The organism is Paenalcaligenes sp. Me52, from assembly GCF_050487965.1.
GTDB lineage: Bacteria > Pseudomonadota > Gammaproteobacteria > Burkholderiales > Burkholderiaceae_B > Paenalcaligenes.
Genome location: NZ_JBKQFO010000001.1, coordinates 1,876,611 through 1,899,993 on the forward strand (window position 1 = coordinate 1,876,611; position 23,383 = coordinate 1,899,993).

The window sequence follows — 23,383 nt, forward strand, 5'->3', positions numbered from 1 at the left end:
GTATCAAAAATGGTTTTGTTTTTATGCTATTTTAAGATCCACTTAGCACCGAATAACGCCAAGAGCACATAAAAACATCGTAGCGGTATCAGCCCCTACCACCGGAGACATAGACATGGGCAGCACACCTAGTGCATTGCGGGCATTATGCATACTGGAAACGTTAACCAACTCTACTGAGCCACTGACGTTAACGGAGTTAATGCACTACTCAAAAATTCCCAAAACCAGCTTATTGAGGAATATCTCACTGCTGGTACAAGCGGGTTACGTGATCCGCTTACCCGGGCAATTGGGATATACCGTAGGCGCACGCAGTCTACGGCTAAGCGTCAATGCATTACGCTCATCGTGGTTTCTGAATGCAGCACGTAAAACCCTAAAACGACTGGTGCAAAGTACCAGTGAGGCCTGCAACCTCACGATGCTGTCCGAGGACTCTGTGCAATATCTAGTGCGGGAAGACAGCAATGCGCCGTGGAGCTTGCGCCTGCATGTACAGCCCAATGCCCCTGTACCCTTGCACTGCACCGCAAGTGGTAAGTTATTTTTGGCCTATTTACCCTATATAGAGCAGAAAAAATACTTAAATAGGCTGAATTTCGCTACCTATGGCGAGAACTCTATCACCGACATGCAACGTCTAAAAACAGAACTAGAAAGCACACGTAGGCAAGGATTTGGCGTAGACAATGAAGAGTTCGTGACAGGCATGATCGCTATTGCTGTACCCATATTTGCTGCTACAGACAGTTCTCAAGTTATTGCTGCCATAGCCTGTCACGCGGTGACGGCTAGAACCGACCTGCGCAAACTGCTGTCATACCGAGCCATGATGTCGCAAGCCGCTACCGAAATCTCCGAGCTGCTAGCCGTTACCACTAACCCCCAACACTAAGCCGCAGCCCCAACGCCACTAACGTCAGCACCAATACGGGAAGCGTCAGCACTATACCTACGCGGAAATAATAGCCCCAGCTAATCACCATACCTTTACGTGCCAACACGTGCAGCCACAGCAGTGTCGCAAGTGAACCTATGGGTGTGATTTTGGGGCCCAGATCACTGCCTATGATGTTGGCGTAAATCATGGCCTCTTTCACCACACCTGTGGCGCTGGATGCCTCAATAGACAGTGCCCCCACCAAGACTGTAGGCATGTTATTCATGATTGAAGACAACAGTGCTGTCAGCAGCCCTGTGCCCAATGTCGCTACCCACAGCCCTTGCTCAGCGAAGTAATTCAGTAGGCGTACCAGATAATCTGTTAGGCCTTGGTTACGTAAGCCATAGACTACCAAGTACATACCCAAAGAGAATATAACGATGGCCCACGGCGCAGCCTTAATAACGTTATGCGTATTGATGATGTGCTGACGCGTTGCCACTGCATAGAGCAATAACGCCCCCGTTGCCGCCACAGCGCTCACGGGTACTCCCATAGGCTCTAATGCAAAAAAGCCCACCAGCAATAACAGTAATACTAGCCAACCAAAGCGGAAGGTAATGGGGTCAACGATAGCTTCGTGGGGTTGTTGCAATGACTCTTGGCCATAGTGTTTAGGAATAGCATGACAAAAATACAGCACCAACATCACTAAAGATGCCACTACAGCAACAATAGCTACAGGCACCATTACCGCCGCATAATCGGTGAAACCTATGGCAAAAAAGTCAGCCGAAACAATGTTGACTAAGTTGGAGACGACCAAAGGCAAACTGGCGGTATCTGCTATGAACCCCGCGGCCATCACAAACGCTAATGTTGCCCCTGCATTCACACCTAAGGCTAAGAGCATTGCCATCACAATGGGTGTCAAAATCAGCGCCGCGCCATCATTGGCAAATAACGTCGCAACCGCTGCCCCTAGCAAGATAATCAACACAAACAAGGCTAAGCCGTTGCCCCTCCCCCAACGAGCCACGTGCAGGGCAGCCCATTTAAAGAAGCCCGCCTCATCTAAAAGCAAACTGATAATAATAATGGCGATAAATGTAGCGGTTGCATTCCATACTATGCTCCATACCACTGGAATATCAGCCACACTGACGGTACCGAGCAGCAAGGACAACACAGCACCAATGCTCGCACTCCACCCTATGGACAACCCCTTAGGCTGCCAGATCACCAGTACTAATGTAAGGATAAAAATACCTACTGCAGTAAACATGATCTACGCCCTTAAATAGAACGTTGGTTGACTCTAGCGCTTAGTGCTTCAGCACTTTCTTTGCGCTCACTATAACGGTCCACCAAGTAAGCCCCTACATCGCGTGTAAGCAGTGTAAATTTCACCAGTTCTTCCACGACATCCACAATGCGATCGTAATACGCCGACGGCTTCATACGACCATCCTCGTCAAACTCCAAATACGCTTTGGCCACAGAAGACTGATTTGGAATAGTCAGCATGCGCATCCAACGCCCTAACACCCGCATCTGATTCACCGCATTAAAGGATTGCGAACCTCCTGAAACCTGCATCACGGCCAATGTTTTACCTTGTGTAGGTCGCACCGCACCTTCGGATAGCGGAATCCAATCTATTTGTGTTTTCATCACCCCCGTCATAGCGCCGTGTCGCTCAGGAGAGCACCAAATCATTCCCTCTGCCCACTGCGCTAAGGATCGTAGCTCTTGCACTTTAGGGTGTTGCTCCGAACTGTCATCCACCAGCGGTAAGCCTTTGGGGTTAAAAATACGTACTTCAGCGCCAAACGCCTGCAACAAACGTGCGCTTTCTTCTATCACGAAGCGGCTATATGAGCGCTCTCGCAACGAGCCATAAAGCAGTAAAAAGCGTGGTGCGTGTGTCTTTCGTTGCGTTGGCTGCAATAAACGCTGTAAATCGGGTACGTCAAACAGTTCTGGTATGACTTGCGATGGCAAAACTGCGGCACTCACACGTTGGCCCGCATCATTGACCACCACTTCGCCATCTTCTTTACTAAACGCTCCAATCTGCGGATCAGGCAAGATATCCAGCACTGTTTCTGAGGGTCGGCACAACTTAACCCCTAAGGGCGTGACCACGATCGGCCTATTGATCAAGATAGGATGCTCCAGCATCACGTCGAGTAACTGATCATCATTCAACGTCGCATGTTCTAGCCCTAAGTCTGCATAAGGCGCCGTGTTGGTACGCAACAGGTCACGAACACTACAGCCCATTTTTTCTATAAGCCCCTGCAACTCTGCTTTGCTAGGCGTATTCACCAAATACTCAATGACACGAGGCTCTTTCCCACTATTGCGAATTAGCCCCAGTACGTTGCGTGACGTCCCACAATTAGGGTTGTGATAGATGGTGATGGTAGTATCCATGAGTAGATCAGATTCCGTATTAACGATATCATTACAATAGTTCAACTATAATTGAATAGTCAATTTATGGACACCAAAACAGCCGTACAAATGTTCGATTCCCTAGCCTCAGAAGTCAGGTTAGATGTATTTAAGCTACTCGTGAAGTTTGGCGAAGATGGTTTGGTCGCAGGCGATATTGCCACCACCTTGCAAATTCCCTCTACCAATCTGTCCTTTCACCTCAAAGCCCTTAACCATGCCGGGCTGATTACTGCTACCCAAGAAGGACGCTACCAGCGTTATAGAGCGAACCTGACCGAAATGATGGGGTTAGTGAACTTCTTGATGGCAGAGTGCTGCGCACAGCAGCAAGACGGCTGTAGCACAGTGGAATGCAACCTTATTAGCAAATAGCTAGGCTTACTGCCGACAAAACTACACGGCGGGCCGCCTCGCTACACTAGCGCTGTAAACGCCGCGGCAACACATAAAACAATGGCTACTGTGAGAAACTCAACAGTAGCCATTCCACCCACACGGCAACACAACGATCGTGCTGTTACGCCTCTACGGTGCTTTGTACTGCGCCGGCTGAAACCGGCTCAAACACAGCAATAGATTCTACGTGTGCGGTGTGCGGGAACATGTTCAACACGCCTGCATTCAGCAAACGGTAACCACCCTCTTTCAACAAGATACCGGCATCACGTGCCAAGGTTGCGGGGTTACAGGATACGTACACAATACGTTTAGGCTTTTCGTGCTCGCTTAACTCGCTTAGTGCTTGCGCTACAGCTTGTGCACCATCACGTGGTGGGTCAATCAGGATACGATCAAAATAGCCCAACTGACGCAACCACGATACGTCCACCTCAAACAAATTCAAGGTCGTAAAGCTGGCTTTATCTTGCAGGCCATGTAACGCCGCTGCTTCGCCCGCACGCTTAGTTAAGGTAGAACTACCTTCAATACCCACCACTGAAGATGCCACACGCGCCAATGGCAAGCTGAAGTTACCCAGACCACAGAACAAGTCTGCCACACGCTCGCCTTGTTTAATCTGCAGCAGGTTCAGTGCCAAACGGATCAAACTACGGTTGATGCTAGGATTCACCTGTGTGAAATCAATAGGCTTAAACGGCATGCGCAGATCGTAATCTGGCAGGTCGTAATACAAGCTATCTTCGTCTTCGCGCTCTAATGGGTGCATGGTTTCTGGCCCTTTGGGTTGCAGCCACCAGCTCACGTTATAGCGTTTAGCAAATTCTCGTAATTTCTGTATATCACTGTCTTGCAACGGCTCAATATGGCGCAATGCCAAAGACAAACAATCTTCACCCACCGACACTTCGATTTGTGGAATGCGGTGGGGAATAGACATGCCGCTAATCAGTTCGCGTAGCGGCAATAACAACGCCGACACCTGCGGAGGCAGAATATGGCAATCGGCCATATCTACAACGTAGTGGCTACCTTTCTCGCGGAAACCCACTAACGCTGTGCCTTTTTTCATCACATTGCGCACGGACAAACGGGCTCGATGGCGATACTGCCAATACGGGCCATGCATAGGTGCCAAGTAGCTTTCTGCTTTGACACCACCAATATGGTTCAGCGCATCTTCCAGCACGCGCTGTTTAACCGCCACCTGCGCCGATGGCTCTAGGTGTTGCATGGCACAGCCGCCACACACACCAAAGCTAGGACAGGGAGGCGTTTGTCGTTGAGGGGACTGCGTCAACAGCTGCACCACGCGAGCTTTGTCATAGGATGATTTGCTGCGTACGTTTTCCACTAACGCGCGTTCACCTGGTAATACACCATCTACAAATACCACTTTTCCATCGTAGTGGCCTACACCACGTCCCTCTATATCGAGAGACTCTATTTCCAACTCGTATGCTGTTGTCATGAGGATGTCTAAATTAAAAATGCGCTGCCTGTATGAACAAGCAACGCATTCGTTCACGTTATGCCATTCGGCTGAAAATCATATCAGCGTGCGGGCAGATATGCCAGTGGATTGACCGGAGTACCTCTGCGGCGAATCTCGAAGTGCAAGCGTGGGGACGTTGTATCACTTTCACCCAACGATGCAATAGTTTGGCCTTTTTTCACTTCATCGCCAGTTTTTACGGACAACTTGTCGTTGTGTGCATAGGCAGTAATGAAGCCATTGCTATGACCTAACAGGATCAGATTACCCAAGCCACGCACACCATTACCAGCGTACATCACTTTACCATCTGCAGCGGCACGAATAGGATCGCCGATAGCACCGGACAGGTCTATACCTTTAGTTGCGGTCGTAAAGGACTGAATCACAGGACCATTAGCAGGCCATGCCCACGAAACCAGGTTAGCGTCACTAGCACGCTGTACTGTGCCTGTGGCGGCTGGTGTAGTCGTGGTACCGCTAGTTGGCGGTACTTGCGCTGGTTGTGCAGGTGCTTTTGTAGGCGGTGGGGTTACTGGAGTAGTAACGGCCACTTGTGTAGCACCCTCACCCAATTGCAATACTTGCCCCACACGCAATTGCGAAGGATCAGTAATGTTGTTGATACGGCTCAAATTAGACACGCTCATCCCATGAGCTTGTGCAATTTTGTAGAGCGTATCGCCGGCTTTTACTTGATACGTACCACCAGCATTTTGTGCAGTTTGCATGGTACCAGTAGGACCACCAGCGGAACCATCCACTATGGGTGCTTTATCCATTCTGGAAGCACAACCTGCTAACACTACTGATAGCAAGACAACGCTTACTACACTACGGCTTGCCGACTTGCTCAAGCCATTTTCAGCAACGGCCATCAACCTACCGCCTGAATGCTGCATATCCCTCTCCTGAGTTTTTTAAAGCTGAGTACCGGCACGTAACGGCACAAAACGTACGGATTCTAACTCCTTACGTTGCCACGTTTTCATGCTGGTACGCTCAATCAATACCAATCGTTGTGAGGCAGAGCCTTCCGGGGCGATCAAGCGCCCTCCCACGGCTAACTGTTCCAGTAAAGCCTGAGGAATTTTCAGTCCGGCTGCTGCCACAATAATTCCATCAAACGGCGCGGCATGGGGCACACCCAGCATACCGTCCGCAAAGTTCAATCTTACGCGGCTTGTTAAGCCTAAATCACGCATTTTAATACGAGCGAGATCGTATAGTCCCTGTATTCGTTCTATGGCATACACTTCATTTGCCAATTGGGCGAGCACAGCCGTCTGATAGCCGCAACCAGCACCCACTTCCAGAACTTTGGTAGGAACGCGCACCTCACATAAGGTGGCAATCATGCGTGCCACCACCCAAGGTTGCGAGATAGTTTGCGCGTAGCCTATAGGTAGAGCATCTTCTTCATAGGCTCGGCTTGCCAAGCCTTCATCGACGAATAAATGTCGTGGTACAGCCATCATGGCTTGCAGCACGCGCTCGTCTTTTATGCCCTGTCTGCGCAAACGTTCGATCATCATGCCACGCGAACGCTCTGAGTTCAAACCCAGATTTACATTCCTTGCCACTGTTTCTATAGGTGTGCTGAGTGGCACACGCAATTGGCCAGGCTGGATGACCTTTGCATTACTGTTCGAGGTAGTTAAGCCCTTACCTAGTCTGGAACGACCAAACCTATTGGTAGTGCCATCTGCCCACGAAAATCGGTTGTTATTGGGATTCTTGCTCATCGCTCACCCAACGTTTCATGGCTTCGATGCTGTCATAACTAGTCAGATCGAAACGTAATGGTGTCAATGACACAGCCAGATCGGCTACCGCACCAAAATCCGTATCGCTAGCAGAGTCACGGATTTTACCTACTGGCCCAATCCAGTACACCGGCTCACCATAAGGTGTGGCGCTTTTGATCACGGGTTCTGATGGATGACGCTTACCCAAACGCGTCACACGTGTACCTTTTAGGGCCTCGTAAGGCACATTAGGAATATTCACGTTCAACAACGTACCGGCTGCCAGCGGTTGTTTCGCAACTTTTTCTACGATATCGCGAGCAACGCGCGCAGCACTATCCAGATGTTGCCAGCCTTTTTCAATCAACGAAAAAGCAATAGACGGGATACCAAACAAATGACCTTCCATTGCGGCAGCTACCGTGCCTGAGTACAAGGTATCGTCACCCATATTGGCACCGTTATTAATGCCAGATACGATTAAGTCAGGTTTGAAATCCAGTAAGCCCGTTAGCGCAACATGCACGCTATCTGACGGAGTACCATTGACGTAGTAAAAGCCGTTAGAGGCTTGGCGCACAAACAGTGGCCTATTTAGCGTCAGCGCATTAGACGATGCGCTGCAGTTGGTTTCTGGTGCCACCACCACCAGTTCTCCCAAGTTTTTCAGGGCCGCATACAAAGCCTCAATGCCTTCTGCGTTATACCCATCATCGTTGGAAATTAGTATTTTCATTGTTCAACCCGAAAAACAGAGTGAGGCACAGCTCACATTGTACCTGCTGCTTTGGTTTTTTATCATCAAGCCAGTAGAATCACCATTTTAGTATTTTCTTCTTCAACCATTTCCCAAAACAACCATGTTACCCAGCGTTATTCTGACCGCTCTTATTGCCTATCTTCTGGGCTCACTGCCTTTTGCTGTGATTGTCAGCAAGTTCATGGGGCTAGCGGATCCGCGCAGCTTCGGCTCCGGAAACCCAGGAGCGACCAACGTTTTACGTACGGGAAATAAGAAAGCCGCGATATACACCTTATTGGGTGACATGCTGAAAGGCGTAGTAGCTGTACTTCTGGCTCAGTATGCCGTGCGTCACTGGGGACTGTCTACCGGCTTACCTGGCATTGCCGCGCTGGCTGCTTTCTTGGGACATATTTTCCCTTGCACCCTGAAATTCAAAGGCGGCAAAGGGGTTGCCACGGCACTAGGTGTGCTGTTGGCGTTGAATATTTGGTTGGGATTGCTCACGGCGGCTACATGGTTAGTAGTGTTTTATGCCAGCCGTTATTCGTCACTGTCTGCCCTGACTGCTGCTGTGCTTAGCCCTATGTATTACTTCCTAGGGGCTGGCACCTTGTGGCCACTGAACGGCGTGATCGCATTGTGCTTAATTTTAATTTGCGCATTGTTGCTCTGGCGTCACAGTGCCAACATTCGCAGACTAATTCAGGGCACTGAACCTAAAGTGGGTCAGAAGAAAGAGTAGTAAACCTAGCCCCATTCAGACCAACCGGGGGACGGAGAGGAAACTTTTTTGATTTGGTGTCTCAAATCACAAAAAGTATTCCTGCAGTCCCCAGCATGGGCGATGAATCTCTCAGCGGCCTACTCTCTGAGCTGTTCGCACTCCAACCAGTCCTACCTAGTACAGCTCGCCCGCCTTACTTAACTCCCAACGCGGGCGCACCGTAAAGCCGGGCTTTTTCAGGTTCTCAGGCAACAACCCTGCATTAGCTCGCATCGCTGCCGCAAACGCAATCATTGCACCGTTATCCGTACACAACGCCACAGGTGGAAAGAACACTTCCGCTTTGAGCTTGGCTGCTTGTGTCAGCAAACGGTTACGCAACGGCAAATTAGCCCCTACTCCCCCAGCCACCACTAAACGCTTCAAGCCTGTTTCTTTTAAAGCGCGTATCGCTTTAGCTGCCAACACATCCACAATAGCAGCCTCGGTACCGGCGGCCAGATTGGCCAACTGCTCTTCTGGAACCTCGTCGTACTGTGCTTTTAATTCTTTCATCTTGAGCAGCACGGCTGTTTTCAGACCGCTGAAGCTGAAATCTAAGTCTTTACTGTGCAACATAGGACGCGGCAGCACAACGGCGTCGGCATTGCCTTTTTGTGCCATGTTGGACAGAGCAGGCCCACCGGGATACCCCAAGCCCATCAGCTTGGCGCTTTTATCAAACGCCTCGCCTGCAGCATCATCCAGTGTTTCGCCTAGTAGTTCGTATTGACCCACGCCATCCACTCGCATCAACTGTGTGTGACCGCCTGATACCAGCAGCGCCACAAAGGGGAAGTCTGGTCTAGGCTCAGCCAGCAATGGCGACAACAAGTGGCCTTCTAAGTGGTGCACAGGGATAGCCGGCAAATCCAGCGCCCACGCTAAGGATCGCGCCACACTGGCACCTACCAACAACGCACCAGCCAAGCCCGGCCCTGCGGTGTACGCTACGGCATCAATATCAGACAAGCTCAAGCCGGTTTGATCCAACACTTCTTGTGTGAGCGGTAACGCACGACGAATGTGGTCTCTAGAGGCGAGCTCAGGCACCACGCCACCATAATGTTGGTGCATAGCGATTTGGCTGTGCAGCGCATGGCCCAGCAGCCCTTTTTCTGTGCAGACTATTGCGACGCCCGTTTCATCGCAAGAGCTTTCATAACCAAGTATTTTCATAGCCTTCTATTGTACTGCGAAAGCGTACTGCTCCGTCACGCTTCTCTATTGAGGCACATAAGCCTTATCAGTATCCCCACATGATGATATACCCTGCATTCCCAACCATAATGCGGCCAAAAGGTCTAAAATCTGCCTCGCAGCAAATTGCTCAAGCGCAACACACATTTTTATTTCACAGGGGAGCCTTATGTTTGAACAGCTATTCAAACTAAGAGAGCACGGAACCAATATCAGAACAGAAATACTGGCAGGGGTGACTACCTTCCTGACCATGTCCTACATTATTTTTGTGAACCCGGAGATTCTGTCCTCCACCGGCATGGACCGCAACGCCATTTTCGTGGCAACTTGTGCGGCCGCCATCATTGGTTCGCTGATTATGGCTTTTGTCGCCAACTGGCCTATTGGTATGGCACCAGGCATGGGGCTAAACGCCTTCTTTGCCTTCACTATCGTCGGTACGCTAGGCTTTACGTGGCAACAAGCACTGGGGGCCGTATTTATATCGGGGATTATCTTCCTGATTCTGACGGTATCCGGCATACGTAGCTGGATTGTAGATGGCATCCCCCGCTCCTTACGCTCTGCCATTGTGGCGGGTATTGGTTTGTTCTTGGGTTTGATTGCACTGTCCAACGCCCAAATCGTGGTTGCCAACCCTGCCACCAAAGTAGGCTTGGGTAGCTTGACTGAGCCTGCTGCGCTATACGCCATTTTGGGCTTTTTCATCATCGCTGCGTTGGATGCCCTGAAAGTACGCGGCGCCATCTTGATCGGTATTTTGGTGATTACGCTACTGTCCATCCAGTTGGGTCACAGTGAATTTCATGGCCTGATGTCCTTGCCACCCAGCATTGCTCCTACCTTCCTGCAACTAGACATCATGGGCGCACTGTCCATGGGTGTAGTTCACGTGATTCTGGTATTGGTGTTAGTAGAGATTTTTGATGCCACCGGCACCATGATTGGCGTAGCTAAACGCGCCAACCTGATTCAAGAAGGTAAACCTAACCGTTTGAACCGTGCCTTGCTGGCTGACAGTACCGCGATTGTGGCCGGTTCCATGATCGGTACCAGCAGTACAACGGCTTACGTAGAAAGCGCCTCTGGCGTACAGGCTGGTGGTCGCACAGGTTTGACCGCCTTGGTGATCGCCGCCATGTTCTTACTGGCGCTCTTCTTCTCACCACTGGCTGGTGTCGTACCTGCTTACGCTACTGCCCCAGCATTGCTATATGTCGCATGTTTGATGCTACGTGAGTTGGGCGATATTGACTGGAATGACGTCACTGAAGCGGCTCCTGCTGCACTGACTGCACTGGCAATGCCATTTACATATTCCATTGCAAACGGCTTGGCATTTGGCTTTATCAGCTACGTCGTGATTAAGGCTGTCACCGGCAAATTCCGTGACATGCACCCTGCTACCATCATCGTAGCGGCCTTGTTTATCGCGAAATACACCTTCGAATAAGTCCTTTATTCCTCGGTCTCTAACGGCAACAGAAGCTTATATTCTGTTGCCGTTTTTGTAACTGCAAGGCGTTGCAATAGCACTTAAACGCGCTACACTGGAACCTTACTCACTGTCCCAGCGACTGTTTGCTCTCATTTTAGAAGGTCCGGCTCATGAGCACTGTAGAACTCACGCAAAACACATTTCAATCCAGCATCGAAGGCGAAAAGCCACTGATTATCGATTTCTGGGCGCCATGGTGTGGCCCTTGCCGCCAATTTGGCCCAACCTTTGAAAAGGTGTCCGAGAAACACGATGATATCGTTTTCGCCAAAGTAAACACCGAAGAAGAGCAAGAACTGGCCGCCGCATTGCGCATTCGTTCTATTCCTACCATCATGGTATTTCGTGAACGCGTACTGCTGTTCTCCCACTCTGGTGCTCTGTCTGAGTCACAATTGGAAGAATTGGTTTCTCAAGTTAAAGCGGTAGATATGCAGCAAGTGCATGCTGAAATTGCCGAACAGCAAAAACAGGCTCCTGAAGCTTAATCATGCTTGAAAACCGCTTGGATGATTTCAAGCGGTTTCAGACTCCCTCTTTCTCTAGTAGCGCAGCAGCGTAGCTATAGTTGTGTATGCTCGCAAAAGCCCACTGTTCAACGACTGTCTGTCGTAGCCCAAGGCGGATATAAAGGGATTTGTTTTGATAATTACTGATGGTTGTTCTACTTCTGTGACAAGCCAGAAACAGCTCAACTTGGTTAGCAGAAAACAAAGATTTCCTGCTAGTACCTCTCAGGTGTGCCCAGACAAATTCGGCCTACAAGATGAACACGTGAGAAAGTATGTTTTCGCTGTATGAACCTAACATGCCACAAAAAAAAGCACTGTGAACCCGCCAGATTCAGAGGTATCAGGGGGACGGAGAGGAAACTTTTTTGATTTGGTGTCTCAAATCACAAAAAGCTTTCCTGCAGTTCCCCAGCGTGGGCGATAAATACCGCATCAATCATCATTACGCGTTTCCGCAATCAAGCTACGCAACGTGTCTTTGAGCATATCTATATCTAAAGGCTGCAAACGTCGAATCACTTCAGACTCGTGGTGCTTAGCTTCTTGAATCAAGCCCGAAATCAGCACCTGCCCTTCCTCAGTGATTTCCACTAATGTGACACGCCTGTCGCCCGAATGCGGCACCCTACATATATAGCCCGCCCCCACCATCTTATCTACCACACGCGTGACTGTAGGCTGCTTACTGGTCGCAATACGTGCTAAATGCCCTACGCTCACCACACCCGCACCTGATAGCGTAGACAGCACGCGCCACTCAGTAATGGACAAACCCTTTTTCAGTACGACTTGGTGAAATTCCGTTGAAATAATCAAACTCGCTTGCGCCAGTAAGGCAGGCAAATAATCATCAACGAATACAAATTTATCGGTTGTAGAGGCGGTCATTACGTGGCCAATAGAGTCTAAAAGTTCGCCTAATATACCAAACTTTACTCATCGCACCGCGGTATGCCGTTTTCCTTATCAGGGAAAACCATCACAAATAATATATTGAGAACTAAACATATTCATATGAAAATAATAATATTCCAATATACATAAGCAGTAGCACTAGGAGGACACAATGGCAGAGCGTTCATTTGTCAAAGAGGTTGAGCTGTTACGTTTAGGCGCAGGCGATGTGTTTAGCGGCGAAGGTATTCTTGCCGTTACCAAAGCACTATTAGAGTCCGGTGTCTCATACGTGGCCGGTTATCAAGGCGCACCCATTTCCCATTTAATGGACGTGTTGGCAGATGCCCAAGATATCTTGACCGAAAACGGCATACGTTTTGAGAACAGCGCCAGTGAAGCCACTGCTGCTGCGTCCTTAGCCGCCTCTGTTAACTACCCGCTGCGCGGTGCTGTCACGTTTAAAGCCACTGTAGGCACTAACGTGGCCTCTGATGCTTTAGCAAACTTGGCTTCTGGCGGCGTGAAAGGTGGCGCGTTGATCATCGTGGGTGAAGATTACGGTGAAGGCTCTTCTATTATGCAAGAACGTAGCCACGCCTTTGCGATGAAGTCGCAAATGTGGATGCTAGACCCGCGCCCTAACCTGCCCTGTATTGTGCAAGCGGTAAAAGATGGCTTTGATCTGTCTGAGGCCAGCAATACGCCCGTGATGCTGCAATTGCGCATACGTGCTTGTCACGTACACGGCCAATTCGTTGCCTCTGACAATAAACGCGCCAAATTTTCGCTTAAAGAAGCCATGGAAAACCCACAACGCGACTTGGATCGCATTGTGCTGCCTCCTGCTAGCTTCTTGCATGAAAAAGAAAAAATCGAACAGCGCTGGCCTGCTGCGGTACAGTTCATTGAATCGCGTCAACTAAATGAGTTCTTCGGTGACAACCACGACGATATAGGGTTGATCGTTCAAGGAGGTGGCTACAACAACGTCATCCGCGCGCTAGAACACTTGGATCTGGCTGACGTATTTGGCGAATCCAAGATTCCTATGTACGTAATGAACGTGGCCTATCCACTGATAGAGTCTGAAATCTTGCGTTTCTGTGAAGGCAAGCGGGCCGTTCTGGTGTTAGAAGAAGGCCAACCTAACTTCGTAGAACAAAACATCTCGGCTATTTTGCGTAAAGCCAAAAGCACAACCGAACTGCATGGCAAAGACTTTCTGCCTATGGCTGGTGAGTACAACACCCTCACCATGCTAAAAGGCCTACGTGCGTATTTAGAGCACTATGGTCGCATTGAGCCGCAGCCCGCTCGTAAACCACGCGTTATTCCACTTAAAGCAGAAAACGTACAACAGCAACCAGCTACTACAACTGCTGTAGCCGCCGAAGTGCTACCCGCCGGTTCGTTGAATGACAACGTGCACGGAAGACCACCGGGTTTTTGTACTGGTTGCCCTGAGCGCCCTATTTTCACAGCGATGAAACTGGTAGAGCGTGAACTAGGCCCTCACCACGTGAGTGCTGATATTGGCTGTCACTTGTTCTCTATTCTGCCGCCATTCCATCTAGGCAACACCACCATGGGCTACGGCTTGGGTGGTGCCGGTGCCGCCGCCTTAAACACCAGCGCCAGCAACAAGCGCGCTATTTCTGTCATGGGTGATGGCGGTTTCTGGCACAACGGTTTAACCAGCGGCGTGGCGAATGCGGTGTTCAACAAGAGCGATAACCTCACCATCATTATCGACAACAACTACACCTCGGCCACTGGCGGGCAAGATATCTTGTCATCGCGTGCGCAGAACATCACTCGCAGCACCAACCATCCTATTGAAAAAGCCGTTAAAGGTGTAGGTGTGGAATGGATGCGTACTATTCGTCGCACCTATGACCTCAAGGCCATGACGGAAACGCTACGTGATGCCTTAACTACAGAAGAAAAAGGCCCCAAAGTACTGATTGCACAAAGTGAGTGCATGCTGAACCGACAGCGTCGCGAGCGTGGCCAAGTGCGTAAAGCCCTGTCTGATGGCCAACGTGTAGTGCGTGAACGCTTTGGCGTAGATTCAGATACCTGCACGGGCGATCACTCTTGCATACGGTTATCGGGCTGCCCTTCTTTATCTATTCGCCCCAACCCTGATGCACTGCGTACTGACCCCGTAGCAACGGTGATGAACAGTTGTGTGGGCTGTGGCCTGTGTGGTGAAGTATCACACGCTGCCATTTTGTGCCCATCGTTCTACCGCGCACAAATCATTAACAACCCTACTGGCTGGGATCGTTGGCGCGAAAAACTACGCCGCAACGTGATCGGTTGGTTCCAGCGTCGTAGCGCCGCTAAGCGCGAGCGTTACGCATTCTGAACATTAGGGAATAAAGAATCATGCAAGTAAAACCCATAAAAATTGCTATTTTGGCGATGGGCGGTGAAGGTGGTGGCGTGTTGGCCGACTGGGTAGTCAGCCTAGGCGAACACAACGGCTATTTTGCACAAACCACGTCGGTACCTGGCGTAGCTCAACGTACCGGCGCCACTATCTACTATGTAGAGCTATTTCCTATTAGTGCTGCGCCACAAGACAAAAAACCGGTGCTATCGCTCATGCCTATGCCCGGCGATGTTGATATAGTCTTGGCCTCTGAGCTGATGGAAGCTGGTCGTGCGGTACAACGCGGTATTGTGACCGATGACCGCACCACCCTGATTGCCTCCACACACCGTGTCTATTCCATTGCTGAAAAAACAGCCATGGGCGATGGCCGTGTAGACAGTGACACTCTGATTCAGCACGCTAAGAAGGCAGCAAAGCGCTTTATCCATTTCAATATGGCCAAAGCCGCAGAAGATGCTGGTAGTGTGATCAGCGCTGTCATGTTTGGTGCGCTATCTGCCGCAGGCGTACTGCCCTTTAGTCGCGAACAGTTTGAACAAACCATTGAGCGCGGTGGCGTAGGTGTCAAACCTAGCTTACGCGCCTTTGATGCTGCCTACAGCCGCGTTAATGCTGCACAAGAAGAAAGCACAGATGACGACAAACCGGCTCTACCCGACCCTGCCACCGTCAATCCAAAGCACCCTCGTGTGGCCACACTGGTAGAACGCATTCGTCAGACATTCCCTGCCAGTACCCAACCCATTATTCTGGAAGGCACACGACGACTCATCGACTTCCAAGACGTGGAGTACGGTGAACTGTATGTAGACAGGCTGGCCGCATTGCAACAGAACATGCGTGCTGATGATCACTTGCTATTGAGTGAAGCTGCTCGTTACCTAGCGCTATGGATGTCTTTTGAGGACGCCATACGTGTTGCTGAACTCAAAACCCGTGCCACACGTTTTGAGCGCGTCAGCCAAGAGGTACAGCTTGAGTCCGGTCAAATATTGGCCATCAACGAATACATGCACCCTCGTGTAGAAGAAATCAGCGAGATCTTGCCCTGTAAACGTCTTGCCCGTTGGTTATTAAACAGTAAATCATGGGGACATCGTTTGCTGCGCAGTATGACTGGCAAAGGCAGAATCGTCCAAACCAGCTCGTTACGTGGTTTCTTATTGCTGAACACTTTAAGTGGCATGAAACGCTGGCGTCGCAAAACCTTGCGCTACGAAGCAGAACAACTGCGCATTGATGAATGGCTGCAACGTATTGCTAAACAAGCCTCTAGCCACCCTGCTTTGGCACTGGAAATTACCCGTACACAACGCTTGGTGAAAGGTTACGGCGATACCCATCAACGCGGCTTGCGCAATTTCTCGGCCCTAATGCAAATTCTGGATCAACACGCTGATCGCGTTTCGCCTGAGATGCTGCATGCCCTACGTGATGCGGCGCTTGCTGATGAACATGGGAAGAAACTAGACGAAACTAGACAGGCGTACGCCTTAGTTTAAGCACTTTATGTGAGCAATTATGGTAAGTCGGTGTCAGATACTTTACTACTAAACAATATAGTGTAGAATGTAATTTGACTACGTGCGTATGCGACGGCTTGGTCTTTATTGTTAACGTACTGCGTCCTCATTTAAGGGTGCGCTTGGAATCAGAAAATGCAACCAACCACAGACTTAGATCTGTCTACTGAATTAGCACAAGACAGCGGCTACGAAGGACGCATTAGCCCTAAAGATCCTGCCACTGTGCGGCTATGGCTACGACTCATGACCTGCACCAAGCAGATTGAGGACGAAATACGTAAACGCCTACGTACCAATTTCGATATTTCGTTGGCACGTTTCGATTACATGGCTCAGCTATACCGCTATCCCCAAGGCCTGAAAATGGGTGAGCTATCCCGTTATCTGATGGTCACCAGCGGCAATATTACAGGCCTCACCGACGAGCTATCCCGCGAAGGTCTGGTTTCACGTGTTAGTAGCCCAACTGACCGCAGAACCTGGTTGTTGCACCTGACCCCAAAAGGCAAAACGGCGTTTGAAAAAATGGCTAGCCAACATAACCAGTGGCTAAGCGAGTTGTTTGAAGGTCTGGACCACGACGTGATCGTACAAGCACTGCAACAACTGGGGCAATTGCGTGTGCATTTGCAAAAGAACCTCGGCTAATTACAGATAATCCTAAACAGGCCAGACTAGACACTACACGCATCCAGTCTGGCTCCACCTAGACCTAGCGCTTTATGGCGTCACTATAAATAAAAAGGAAAACGCATGGAATCAAAGCCATACATGCAAAAACACCGAATCCGTTTCTCGGAATGCGACCCTGCAGGCATTGTGTTCTATCCGCAGTACTTTGTGATGTTTAACGATCTGCTCGAAAAGTGGATTGACGACATCGTCCCCACCATTGGTTTTCACGGCGTTATTGCCGATCGTAAAGTTGGCCTGCCTACCGTGCATTTGGATGCCGACTTCCGTGCCATCAGCAAAATGGGGGACGACGTCATTCTTAGCCTCAGCATTGAACGCTTAGGTGGACGCTCCATACAGCTGCATTTGCAGTGCACCGACTTGGAGGGTCAGCTACGCATGGAGATCAACCAAGTTATTGTGACCACATCATTGGTAACGCACAAAGCCATTGATATTCCAGAGTTTTTACGTACACCCATGCAGGCTTACGTTCAGAAAGAAGCCGCAGTAATGGATAGCGCAAAATAAATCGCGTTTTTTCCTGTACCTAAATACTTTATTTGTATATTATTTATTAATAAACATACTACTCTGCATCTAATTCAGCGTGGTACATACCAATAAGGGAGCAGACATGAAGATCGTATGCATAGGAGGAGGCCCCGCCGGCCTGTATTTCGGTCTACTTATGAAGTTGCAAGACCCTAGCAACGAGATCATTGTGGTGGAGCGTAACCGCCCCTACGATACCTTTGGCTGGGGTGTGGTCTTCTCAGATGCCACCATGGAAAACCTGCGCGAAGCTGACCCAGTTTCCGCTCAAACCATCGGTGATGCGTTCAACCACTGGGACGACATAGAAACGCACTTCAAAGGCAGCGCACTGCGCAGCCGTGGGCATGGTTTCGTTGGTATTGGTCGTAAAAAACTGCTGAATATCTTGCAAGCACGTTGCGAAGAAATCGGCGTCAAACTGGTGTTTGAAACCTTCGTCGAAGATGAACTTGAAATCGCCCGCAAATACCAAGCCGATTTAGTCATCGCTTCCGACGGTATTAATAGCCGCATTCGTACAAAATACGCGCAAAGCTACCAGCCAGACATTGACGAACGCCAATGCCGTTTTGTATGGCTAGGTACAGAGAAAAAATTCGATGCTTTCAACTTCATTTTTGTTGAGAACGAGCATGGCTGGTTCCAAGCTCACGCTTACCGTTTTGAAAACGGGCTTTCCACATTCATCGTAGAAACACCGCATGAAGTATGGGAAAAAGCTGGCATCGAGAATATGAGCCAGGAAGAAGGCATTGCCTACTGCGAAAAACTTTTTGCCCCTCATTTGGATGGCAACAAGCTGATCAGCAATGCCTCCCACCTACGTGGCTCTGCCATCTGGATTCGTTTCCCACGTGTAATCTGCCGTAACTGGGTACATTGGGAAAATGTAGACGGCAAGCAAACACCGTTTGTATTGATGGGTGATGCGGCTCATACAGCCCACTTCTCTATTGGTTCAGGCACCAAGTTGGCCTTGGAGGATGCTATTTCTTTAGCCCAGCACCTGAAACATGACATCAATCTAGAAACTGCCCTGAAAGAGTACGAAACAGCTCGCGGTATTGATGTGCTGCGCATCCAGAATGCTGCCCGTAACTCTACCGAGTGGTTCGAAAACGTTGCCCGCTATGCCGATATGGCTCCGGAGCAATTCACCTACTCCATGCTCACCCGCTCACAGCGTATCTCCCACGAGAACCTGCGTTTGCGTGATCCTGAAGGCATTGCCGAGTTTGAACGCTGGTTTGCTACCGACGCTGGTCTGAAACTGGAAACAGGCAAACAAGCGCCCCCACCTATGTTTACGCCCTTCAAACTGCGTAACATGACATTGAAAAACCGTATCGTCTTTGCGCCTACGCTGATGTATTCCGCTAAAGACGGTCTGGTTAACGACTTCCATCACACGCATTACGGTGCCAGAGCCTTGGGCGGTGCAGCCTTGCTGATGGCAGAAATGACTGCCGTCACTCCTGAAGGCCGCATAACCCCCGGTTGCGCTGGTTTGTGGAATGACGACCAAACATCTGCTTGGAAAAAAGTCGTAGACCACGTGCACAGCTTAGATGCTCGCATTGGTATTCAGTTGGGTCACGCTGGTCGTCGCGGTTCTACCCAAGTAGGCTGGGAAAAGGCTAATAAACCTTTAGCATCCGGCAACTGGGATCTAGTCTCGGCCTCTGCTATTGCCTATAACGCAGATAGCGCTACCCCTAGCGCCATCACTGCAGCACAAATGCAAACCATACGCGATGCGTTTGTGTCGGCAACCAAACGTGCTGATGCTGCTGGCTTTGACTGCATTGAACTACAAGCCGGTCACGGCTACTTGCTGTCCAGTTTTATCTCTCCGCTAACAAACCAGCGCACCGATGAATTTGGTGGCAGCTTAGAAAACCGTCTGCGTTACCCCGTAGAAGTGCTGAAAGCCATGCGCGCTGCACTGTCTGCAGACAAACCGTTGATGGTACGCATTTCAGCACATGATTGGGCTGAAGGCGGTATTACCCCAGACGATGCCGTAGAAATTGCTCGCCACTTCAAGGCAGCAGGTGCAGATCTGGTGGATGTGTCCAGTGGTGAGGTCGTTGCTCATCAAAAACCGGTGTATGGCCGTATGTTCCAAACACCGTTTGCTGACCGCATCCGTAATGAAGCATCCATCCCTACCATGGCAGTGGGTGCGATTCTTGAAGCAGACCATGCAAACAGCATTATCGCCGCAGGCCGTGCCGATTTATGTGCGCTCTCCCGTGGCTTCCTTGCTAACCCCGCTTGGCCCTTACATGAAGCCGCCAAGCTAGGCTATCAAGACATGCCATGGCCTGCCCCTTATCAGTGGGGAAAGGACTGGCTTACACGCTAGACACCCCACACTAAGCAACATGGCAGAAGATCAAAGGAGACAACAATGACACAAGAACGCTATGACGCCTACCGCGAAGATGTGATTGGCCGAGCCAACGTCACCGACACACCAGAACTGGTGGCGTACTACCGTGAGCTGGAAAAGTTCGAGACGGGTGCGCTGTGGAACGTAGCCAATAAAATTGAGCCGTGGGAACCTAAGTCTGATTCCGTACCCGTGGTATGGCGCTTTAAAGACCTGCGTGACTACGTACTGCGCTCTGTAGACTTGGTTACCCCAGAACAAGCAGGTCGCCGTGTAATTTACCTGAACAACCCTGGTCGCCGCGATTTCGCAGCCGCCGTGGGTTGGCTGTACTCGGGCCTGCAAGTCATGCATCCAGGTGAAGCCGCCTCTGCTCACGCTCACTCATCGTCAGCGTTGCGCTTCATCATGGAAGGTTCTGGTGCTTACACCGTGGTAGATGGCCACAAAATGACACTGGGTGCGAACGACTTCGTCCTCACACCCAATGGCTCGTGGCACGAACACGGTGTTAGCTCAGACGGCACTACCTGCATCTGGCAAGACGGTTTGGATATTCCTCTGGTGAATGCGCTGGAAGCCGGCTTTTACGCTGTGCATCCAGACTTGCAGCAAGCCGTGACCTATCCAGTGAATGATGCCACCAACATTTGGGGTGGCCCAGGTTTAAGACCTACGTTGCACGACTGGCAAAAACCATACTCACCTTTGTTGAAATACGAATGGGAGCCTACGTACGAAGCCTTGCAGCGTTATGCCAAAGCATCTGAAGGCAGCCCATTTGATGGCCTGATCATGGATTACTTGAACCCGCTGACAGGCGGCCCAGTGATGGCCACGATGGGTGCCAGCATGCAGATGCTGCTGCCTGGTCAACACACCAAAGCCCACCGCCACACCGGTAGCATCATTTATCACGTTGCCAAAGGTCATGGTCACTCCATCATCAATGGCAAACGCTATGACTGGAACGAGCACGACATTTTCTGCGTGCCTTCATGGATGTTCCACGAGCACGTCAACGGCTCTAGCAGTGAAGACGCCTGCTTGTTCTCGTTCCATGATCTACCTACCATGCGTGCACTGAATCTTTATCGTGAAGAAGCCTTGGCCGATAACGGCGGGCATCAAATCATTACTAACTAACACCTTTGCATCACTACATGCTCCATGAAGCATGTTCGTAACTCTGGAGAAGAAAATGCGTCTCGTAACTTACCGCAGTGAACCCGCAGCAGCAGGCCGTTTAGGCGCTATCGTTAACGACTTGGTTGTTGACCTGCACGATTTTGGCGTTGTGACTGGCACCCCATTGCCAGACAACATGCTGGACTTCATCGACATGGGTCCTGCTACAGTCACAGCCGTTTCCCGCTTGCTGAACGAATACAGCGACGACATGCCTGTTGGCATCGCCGTACCGCTGGCTAACGTAAAACTGCTGGCCCCTATTCCTCGCCCACGCAAAAACATCTTTGGTATTGGTTTGAACTACGTAGAACACGTAGCCGAATCCAGCCGCACTTTGGATACCTCCAAAGAGCTGCCTAAAGAGCCAGTCATTTTCTCCAAGCCACCAACCACGGTTGTAGGCCCTGGCGATGCTATCGAGCACAACAAAAACATCACCCAACAAATGGACTGGGAAGTTGAGTTGGCCGTAATCATGGGTACACGCGCTAAACGTGTCAGCAAAGAAGATGCGCTGAAATACGTGTTTGGCTACAGCGCCATGATTGACGTAAGCGCACGTGACTGCCGTCGTGCTGGTCAGTGGATTTACTCCAAAGGCCAAGACACCTACGCACCATTTGGCCCAGTCATCATTACTGCTGACGAACTGCCAGACCCACACAACATCAACCTGAGCCTGACACTGAATGGCGTGACCAAACAAAGCTCCAACACACGTCACATGCTGTTCAACGTGAACCACCTGATTGCTGACATCAGCGCAGGCATCACACTGGAACCCGGCGACATCATCGCAACCGGTACGCCTGAAGGCGTAGGCGCAGGCCGTAGCCCACAAGAATGGATGTGGCCAGGCGACGTAGTAGAAGCCTACGTAGAGCACATCGGTACACTGCGTCACCCTATTGTTGACGTTACGCCCAACAACTAAGGAGTAGTCACATGCTAGATCTTCCAGTGTTCAAGGCTGCTGCCGTACAGACAGCACCTGTATTCCTGAATACGGATGCCACCGTAGAAAAAGCATGCAAGCTGATCCACGAAGCTGCCGATAACGGTGCCCGACTGGTGGCTTTTCCTGAAGTGTTTATTTCGGCCTACCCTTACTGGAGCTGGATTCTGAATCCAGTAGACGGTAGCCCTTGGTTTGAAAAACTGGTGAAGTCCGCCATTGAAGTACCAGGCCCTGAAATCCAGAAAATCGCCGAAGTAGCTCGTCAGCGCAAAGTAAACGTGGTGATTGGTGTTAACGAACGCAACCCAAACAGTATCGCTACCATCTACAACACGGTAGTGACTATCAGCGACGAAGGTCGCCTGTTGGGCCGCCATCGTAAGCTGGTACCTACATGGGCTGAAAAACTGACATGGTCGCCTGGCGATGCGTCGTCCTTACGCGTACACAAAACCAGCGTTGGTCCATTGGGTGCGTTGGCTTGCGGTGAGAACACCAACACCTTGGCACGCTTTAGCTTGCTGTCACAAGGTGAACTGGTACACGTGGCTAACTACATTGGTTTGCCTGTGGCACCTAAAGACTACGACATGGCTGAAGCCATCCGTCTGCGTGCTGCGGCCCACTGCTTTGAAGGCAAAGTGTTTACAGTGATTGCGTGCTCTACGATTTCGGAAGAAATCATCGAACAAATGAGCACCGTACACCCTGATGCCCGTGCTTTGCTGGAACGTAAAAACAGCGCGTTCTCTGGTGTGATCGGGCCTGATGGTCGCACTATAGGCACACCGCTGATTGATGATGACGGTATTGCTTACGGTGAGATTGATTTGTCACGCTGCATACAGCCACGACAAATGCATGACATCACCGGCCACTACAACCGTTTTGACATCTTCAATCTGCAAGTCAATCGACGTTCCTTAAGTGCTGCCACCTTTGTGAATGATGACTTCTGCGCCGCCGAGCTCAACCCGGCACCCGCAGGTCTGGATGAACAACCCGAAAACTAAAGAATGATCTGTACCTACCTGTCGCTATTCCAGTAATAGCGGCAGGTACGAGTACAA

21 protein-coding genes and 1 pseudogene are annotated in these 23,383 nt (G+C 50.3%); 13 read left to right on the forward strand and 9 right to left on the reverse strand.

Annotation, left to right across the window (positions count from 1 at the left end; genetic code table 11):
• Positions 1-115: 115 nt before the first annotated feature.
• Positions 116-898: an IclR family transcriptional regulator gene (locus ACLO87_RS08820; protein ID WP_430223421.1), complete on the forward strand. Its 783-nt coding sequence runs from the start codon at positions 116-118 to the stop codon at positions 896-898.
• Here the strand turns inward: ACLO87_RS08820 and ACLO87_RS08825 are convergent.
• The 3 genes and pseudogenes from ACLO87_RS08825 to arsC all read right to left on the reverse strand — a co-directional run.
• Positions 882-2,171: an arsenic transporter gene (locus tag ACLO87_RS08825; RefSeq protein ID WP_430223422.1), complete on the reverse strand. Its 1,290-nt coding sequence runs from the start codon at positions 2,169-2,171 to the stop codon at positions 882-884. The genes ACLO87_RS08820 and ACLO87_RS08825 overlap by 17 nt on opposite strands.
• 11 nt (positions 2,172-2,182) lie before the next feature.
• Entirely contained in the window at positions 2,183-2,905 is a 723-nt protein-coding gene (gene arsH, locus ACLO87_RS08830) for an arsenical resistance protein ArsH (RefSeq protein WP_430223744.1), read from the reverse strand.
• 81 nt (positions 2,906-2,986) lie between these two features.
• A pseudogene (arsC, locus tag ACLO87_RS08835) lies at positions 2,987-3,325 on the reverse strand (arsenate reductase (glutaredoxin)); the annotation flags it as partial.
• A gap of 66 nt (positions 3,326-3,391) precedes the next feature.
• On the opposite strand from arsC, the gene ACLO87_RS08840 reads away from it, so the two are divergent.
• Positions 3,392-3,721, forward strand: a complete 330-nt coding sequence (locus ACLO87_RS08840) for an ArsR/SmtB family transcription factor (RefSeq protein ID WP_430223423.1) — start codon at positions 3,392-3,394, stop codon at positions 3,719-3,721.
• A gap of 145 nt (positions 3,722-3,866) precedes the next feature.
• On the opposite strand, the gene rlmD is transcribed toward ACLO87_RS08840, so the two are convergent.
• The 4 genes from rlmD to surE form a co-directional block, all read right to left on the reverse strand.
• Positions 3,867-5,219 carry a 23S rRNA (uracil(1939)-C(5))-methyltransferase RlmD gene (rlmD, locus tag ACLO87_RS08845; RefSeq protein ID WP_430223424.1) on the reverse strand — a complete coding sequence of 451 codons (1,353 nt, stop codon included), beginning with the start codon at positions 5,217-5,219 and terminating at the stop codon, positions 3,867-3,869.
• A gap of 83 nt (positions 5,220-5,302) precedes the next feature.
• Positions 5,303-6,145 carry a peptidoglycan DD-metalloendopeptidase family protein gene (locus tag ACLO87_RS08850; protein WP_430223425.1) on the reverse strand — a complete coding sequence of 281 codons (843 nt, stop codon included), beginning with the start codon at positions 6,143-6,145 and terminating at the stop codon, positions 5,303-5,305.
• 18 nt (positions 6,146-6,163) lie between these two features.
• Complete coding sequence (locus tag ACLO87_RS08855; protein ID WP_135861516.1) at positions 6,164-6,988, reverse strand: protein-L-isoaspartate(D-aspartate) O-methyltransferase; 825 nt, start codon at positions 6,986-6,988, stop codon at positions 6,164-6,166.
• Positions 6,969-7,727, reverse strand: coding sequence for a 5'/3'-nucleotidase SurE (gene surE / locus ACLO87_RS08860; RefSeq protein WP_135861517.1), 759 nt, complete (start codon positions 7,725-7,727; stop codon positions 6,969-6,971). Before surE ends, ACLO87_RS08855 begins: the two co-directional genes overlap by 20 nt.
• Positions 7,728-7,851: 124 nt before the next feature.
• Here surE and plsY point away from each other — a divergent pair, with 124 nt between their 5' ends.
• Positions 7,852-8,478 (forward strand): glycerol-3-phosphate 1-O-acyltransferase PlsY, encoded by a 627-nt coding sequence (plsY, locus tag ACLO87_RS08865; RefSeq protein WP_135861518.1) that lies wholly within the window; start codon positions 7,852-7,854, stop codon positions 8,476-8,478.
• 156 nt (positions 8,479-8,634) lie between these two features.
• Here the strand turns inward: plsY and tsaD are convergent, their stop codons facing one another.
• The gene (gene tsaD, locus ACLO87_RS08870; protein ID WP_135861519.1) at positions 8,635-9,678 is read right to left on the reverse strand and encodes a tRNA (adenosine(37)-N6)-threonylcarbamoyltransferase complex transferase subunit TsaD; all 1,044 of its coding nucleotides are present in this window, start codon (positions 9,676-9,678) and stop codon (positions 8,635-8,637) included.
• Positions 9,679-9,868: 190 nt separating this feature from the next.
• Here tsaD and ACLO87_RS08875 point away from each other — a divergent pair, with 190 nt between their 5' ends.
• On the forward strand, positions 9,869-11,155 hold the full coding sequence (locus tag ACLO87_RS08875) for an NCS2 family permease (RefSeq protein ID WP_430223426.1): 1,287 nt from the start codon (positions 9,869-9,871) through the stop codon (positions 11,153-11,155).
• Positions 11,156-11,310: 155 nt separating this feature from the next.
• Positions 11,311-11,688, forward strand: coding sequence for a thioredoxin (trxA, locus tag ACLO87_RS08880; protein ID WP_135861521.1), 378 nt, complete (start codon positions 11,311-11,313; stop codon positions 11,686-11,688).
• Positions 11,689-12,144: 456 nt separating this feature from the next.
• Here trxA and ACLO87_RS08885 read toward each other — a convergent pair whose 3' ends face one another.
• Positions 12,145-12,600 (reverse strand): MarR family winged helix-turn-helix transcriptional regulator, encoded by a 456-nt coding sequence (locus ACLO87_RS08885; protein ID WP_430223427.1) that lies wholly within the window; start codon positions 12,598-12,600, stop codon positions 12,145-12,147.
• A 178-nt stretch (positions 12,601-12,778) separates the two neighbouring features.
• Between ACLO87_RS08885 and ACLO87_RS08890 the strand changes: the two genes are divergently transcribed.
• From ACLO87_RS08890 to ACLO87_RS08925, 8 genes are all read left to right on the forward strand, one after another.
• Positions 12,779-14,980 carry a thiamine pyrophosphate-dependent enzyme gene (locus ACLO87_RS08890; RefSeq protein ID WP_430223428.1) on the forward strand — a complete coding sequence of 734 codons (2,202 nt, stop codon included), beginning with the start codon at positions 12,779-12,781 and terminating at the stop codon, positions 14,978-14,980.
• Between the two features lie 20 nt (positions 14,981-15,000).
• Positions 15,001-16,512, forward strand: a complete 1,512-nt coding sequence (locus ACLO87_RS08895) for an indolepyruvate oxidoreductase subunit beta family protein (protein WP_430223429.1) — start codon at positions 15,001-15,003, stop codon at positions 16,510-16,512.
• A 156-nt stretch (positions 16,513-16,668) separates the two neighbouring features.
• Positions 16,669-17,184: a MarR family winged helix-turn-helix transcriptional regulator gene (locus tag ACLO87_RS08900; RefSeq protein WP_135867001.1), complete on the forward strand. Its 516-nt coding sequence runs from the start codon at positions 16,669-16,671 to the stop codon at positions 17,182-17,184.
• 105 nt (positions 17,185-17,289) lie between these two features.
• Positions 17,290-17,742: an acyl-CoA thioesterase gene (locus tag ACLO87_RS08905; RefSeq protein ID WP_135866999.1), complete on the forward strand. Its 453-nt coding sequence runs from the start codon at positions 17,290-17,292 to the stop codon at positions 17,740-17,742.
• 106 nt (positions 17,743-17,848) lie between these two features.
• Positions 17,849-20,137, forward strand: a complete 2,289-nt coding sequence (locus ACLO87_RS08910) for a bifunctional salicylyl-CoA 5-hydroxylase/oxidoreductase (RefSeq protein WP_430223430.1) — start codon at positions 17,849-17,851, stop codon at positions 20,135-20,137.
• A gap of 45 nt (positions 20,138-20,182) precedes the next feature.
• Complete coding sequence (locus ACLO87_RS08915) at positions 20,183-21,310, forward strand: cupin domain-containing protein (RefSeq protein WP_430223431.1); 1,128 nt, start codon at positions 20,183-20,185, stop codon at positions 21,308-21,310.
• A 55-nt stretch (positions 21,311-21,365) separates the two neighbouring features.
• Positions 21,366-22,289 (forward strand): fumarylacetoacetate hydrolase family protein, encoded by a 924-nt coding sequence (locus ACLO87_RS08920; protein WP_135865839.1) that lies wholly within the window; start codon positions 21,366-21,368, stop codon positions 22,287-22,289.
• Positions 22,290-22,300: 11 nt separating this feature from the next.
• On the forward strand, positions 22,301-23,326 hold the full coding sequence (locus tag ACLO87_RS08925; RefSeq protein ID WP_135865841.1) for a carbon-nitrogen hydrolase family protein: 1,026 nt from the start codon (positions 22,301-22,303) through the stop codon (positions 23,324-23,326).
• Positions 23,327-23,383 lie beyond the last annotated feature (57 nt).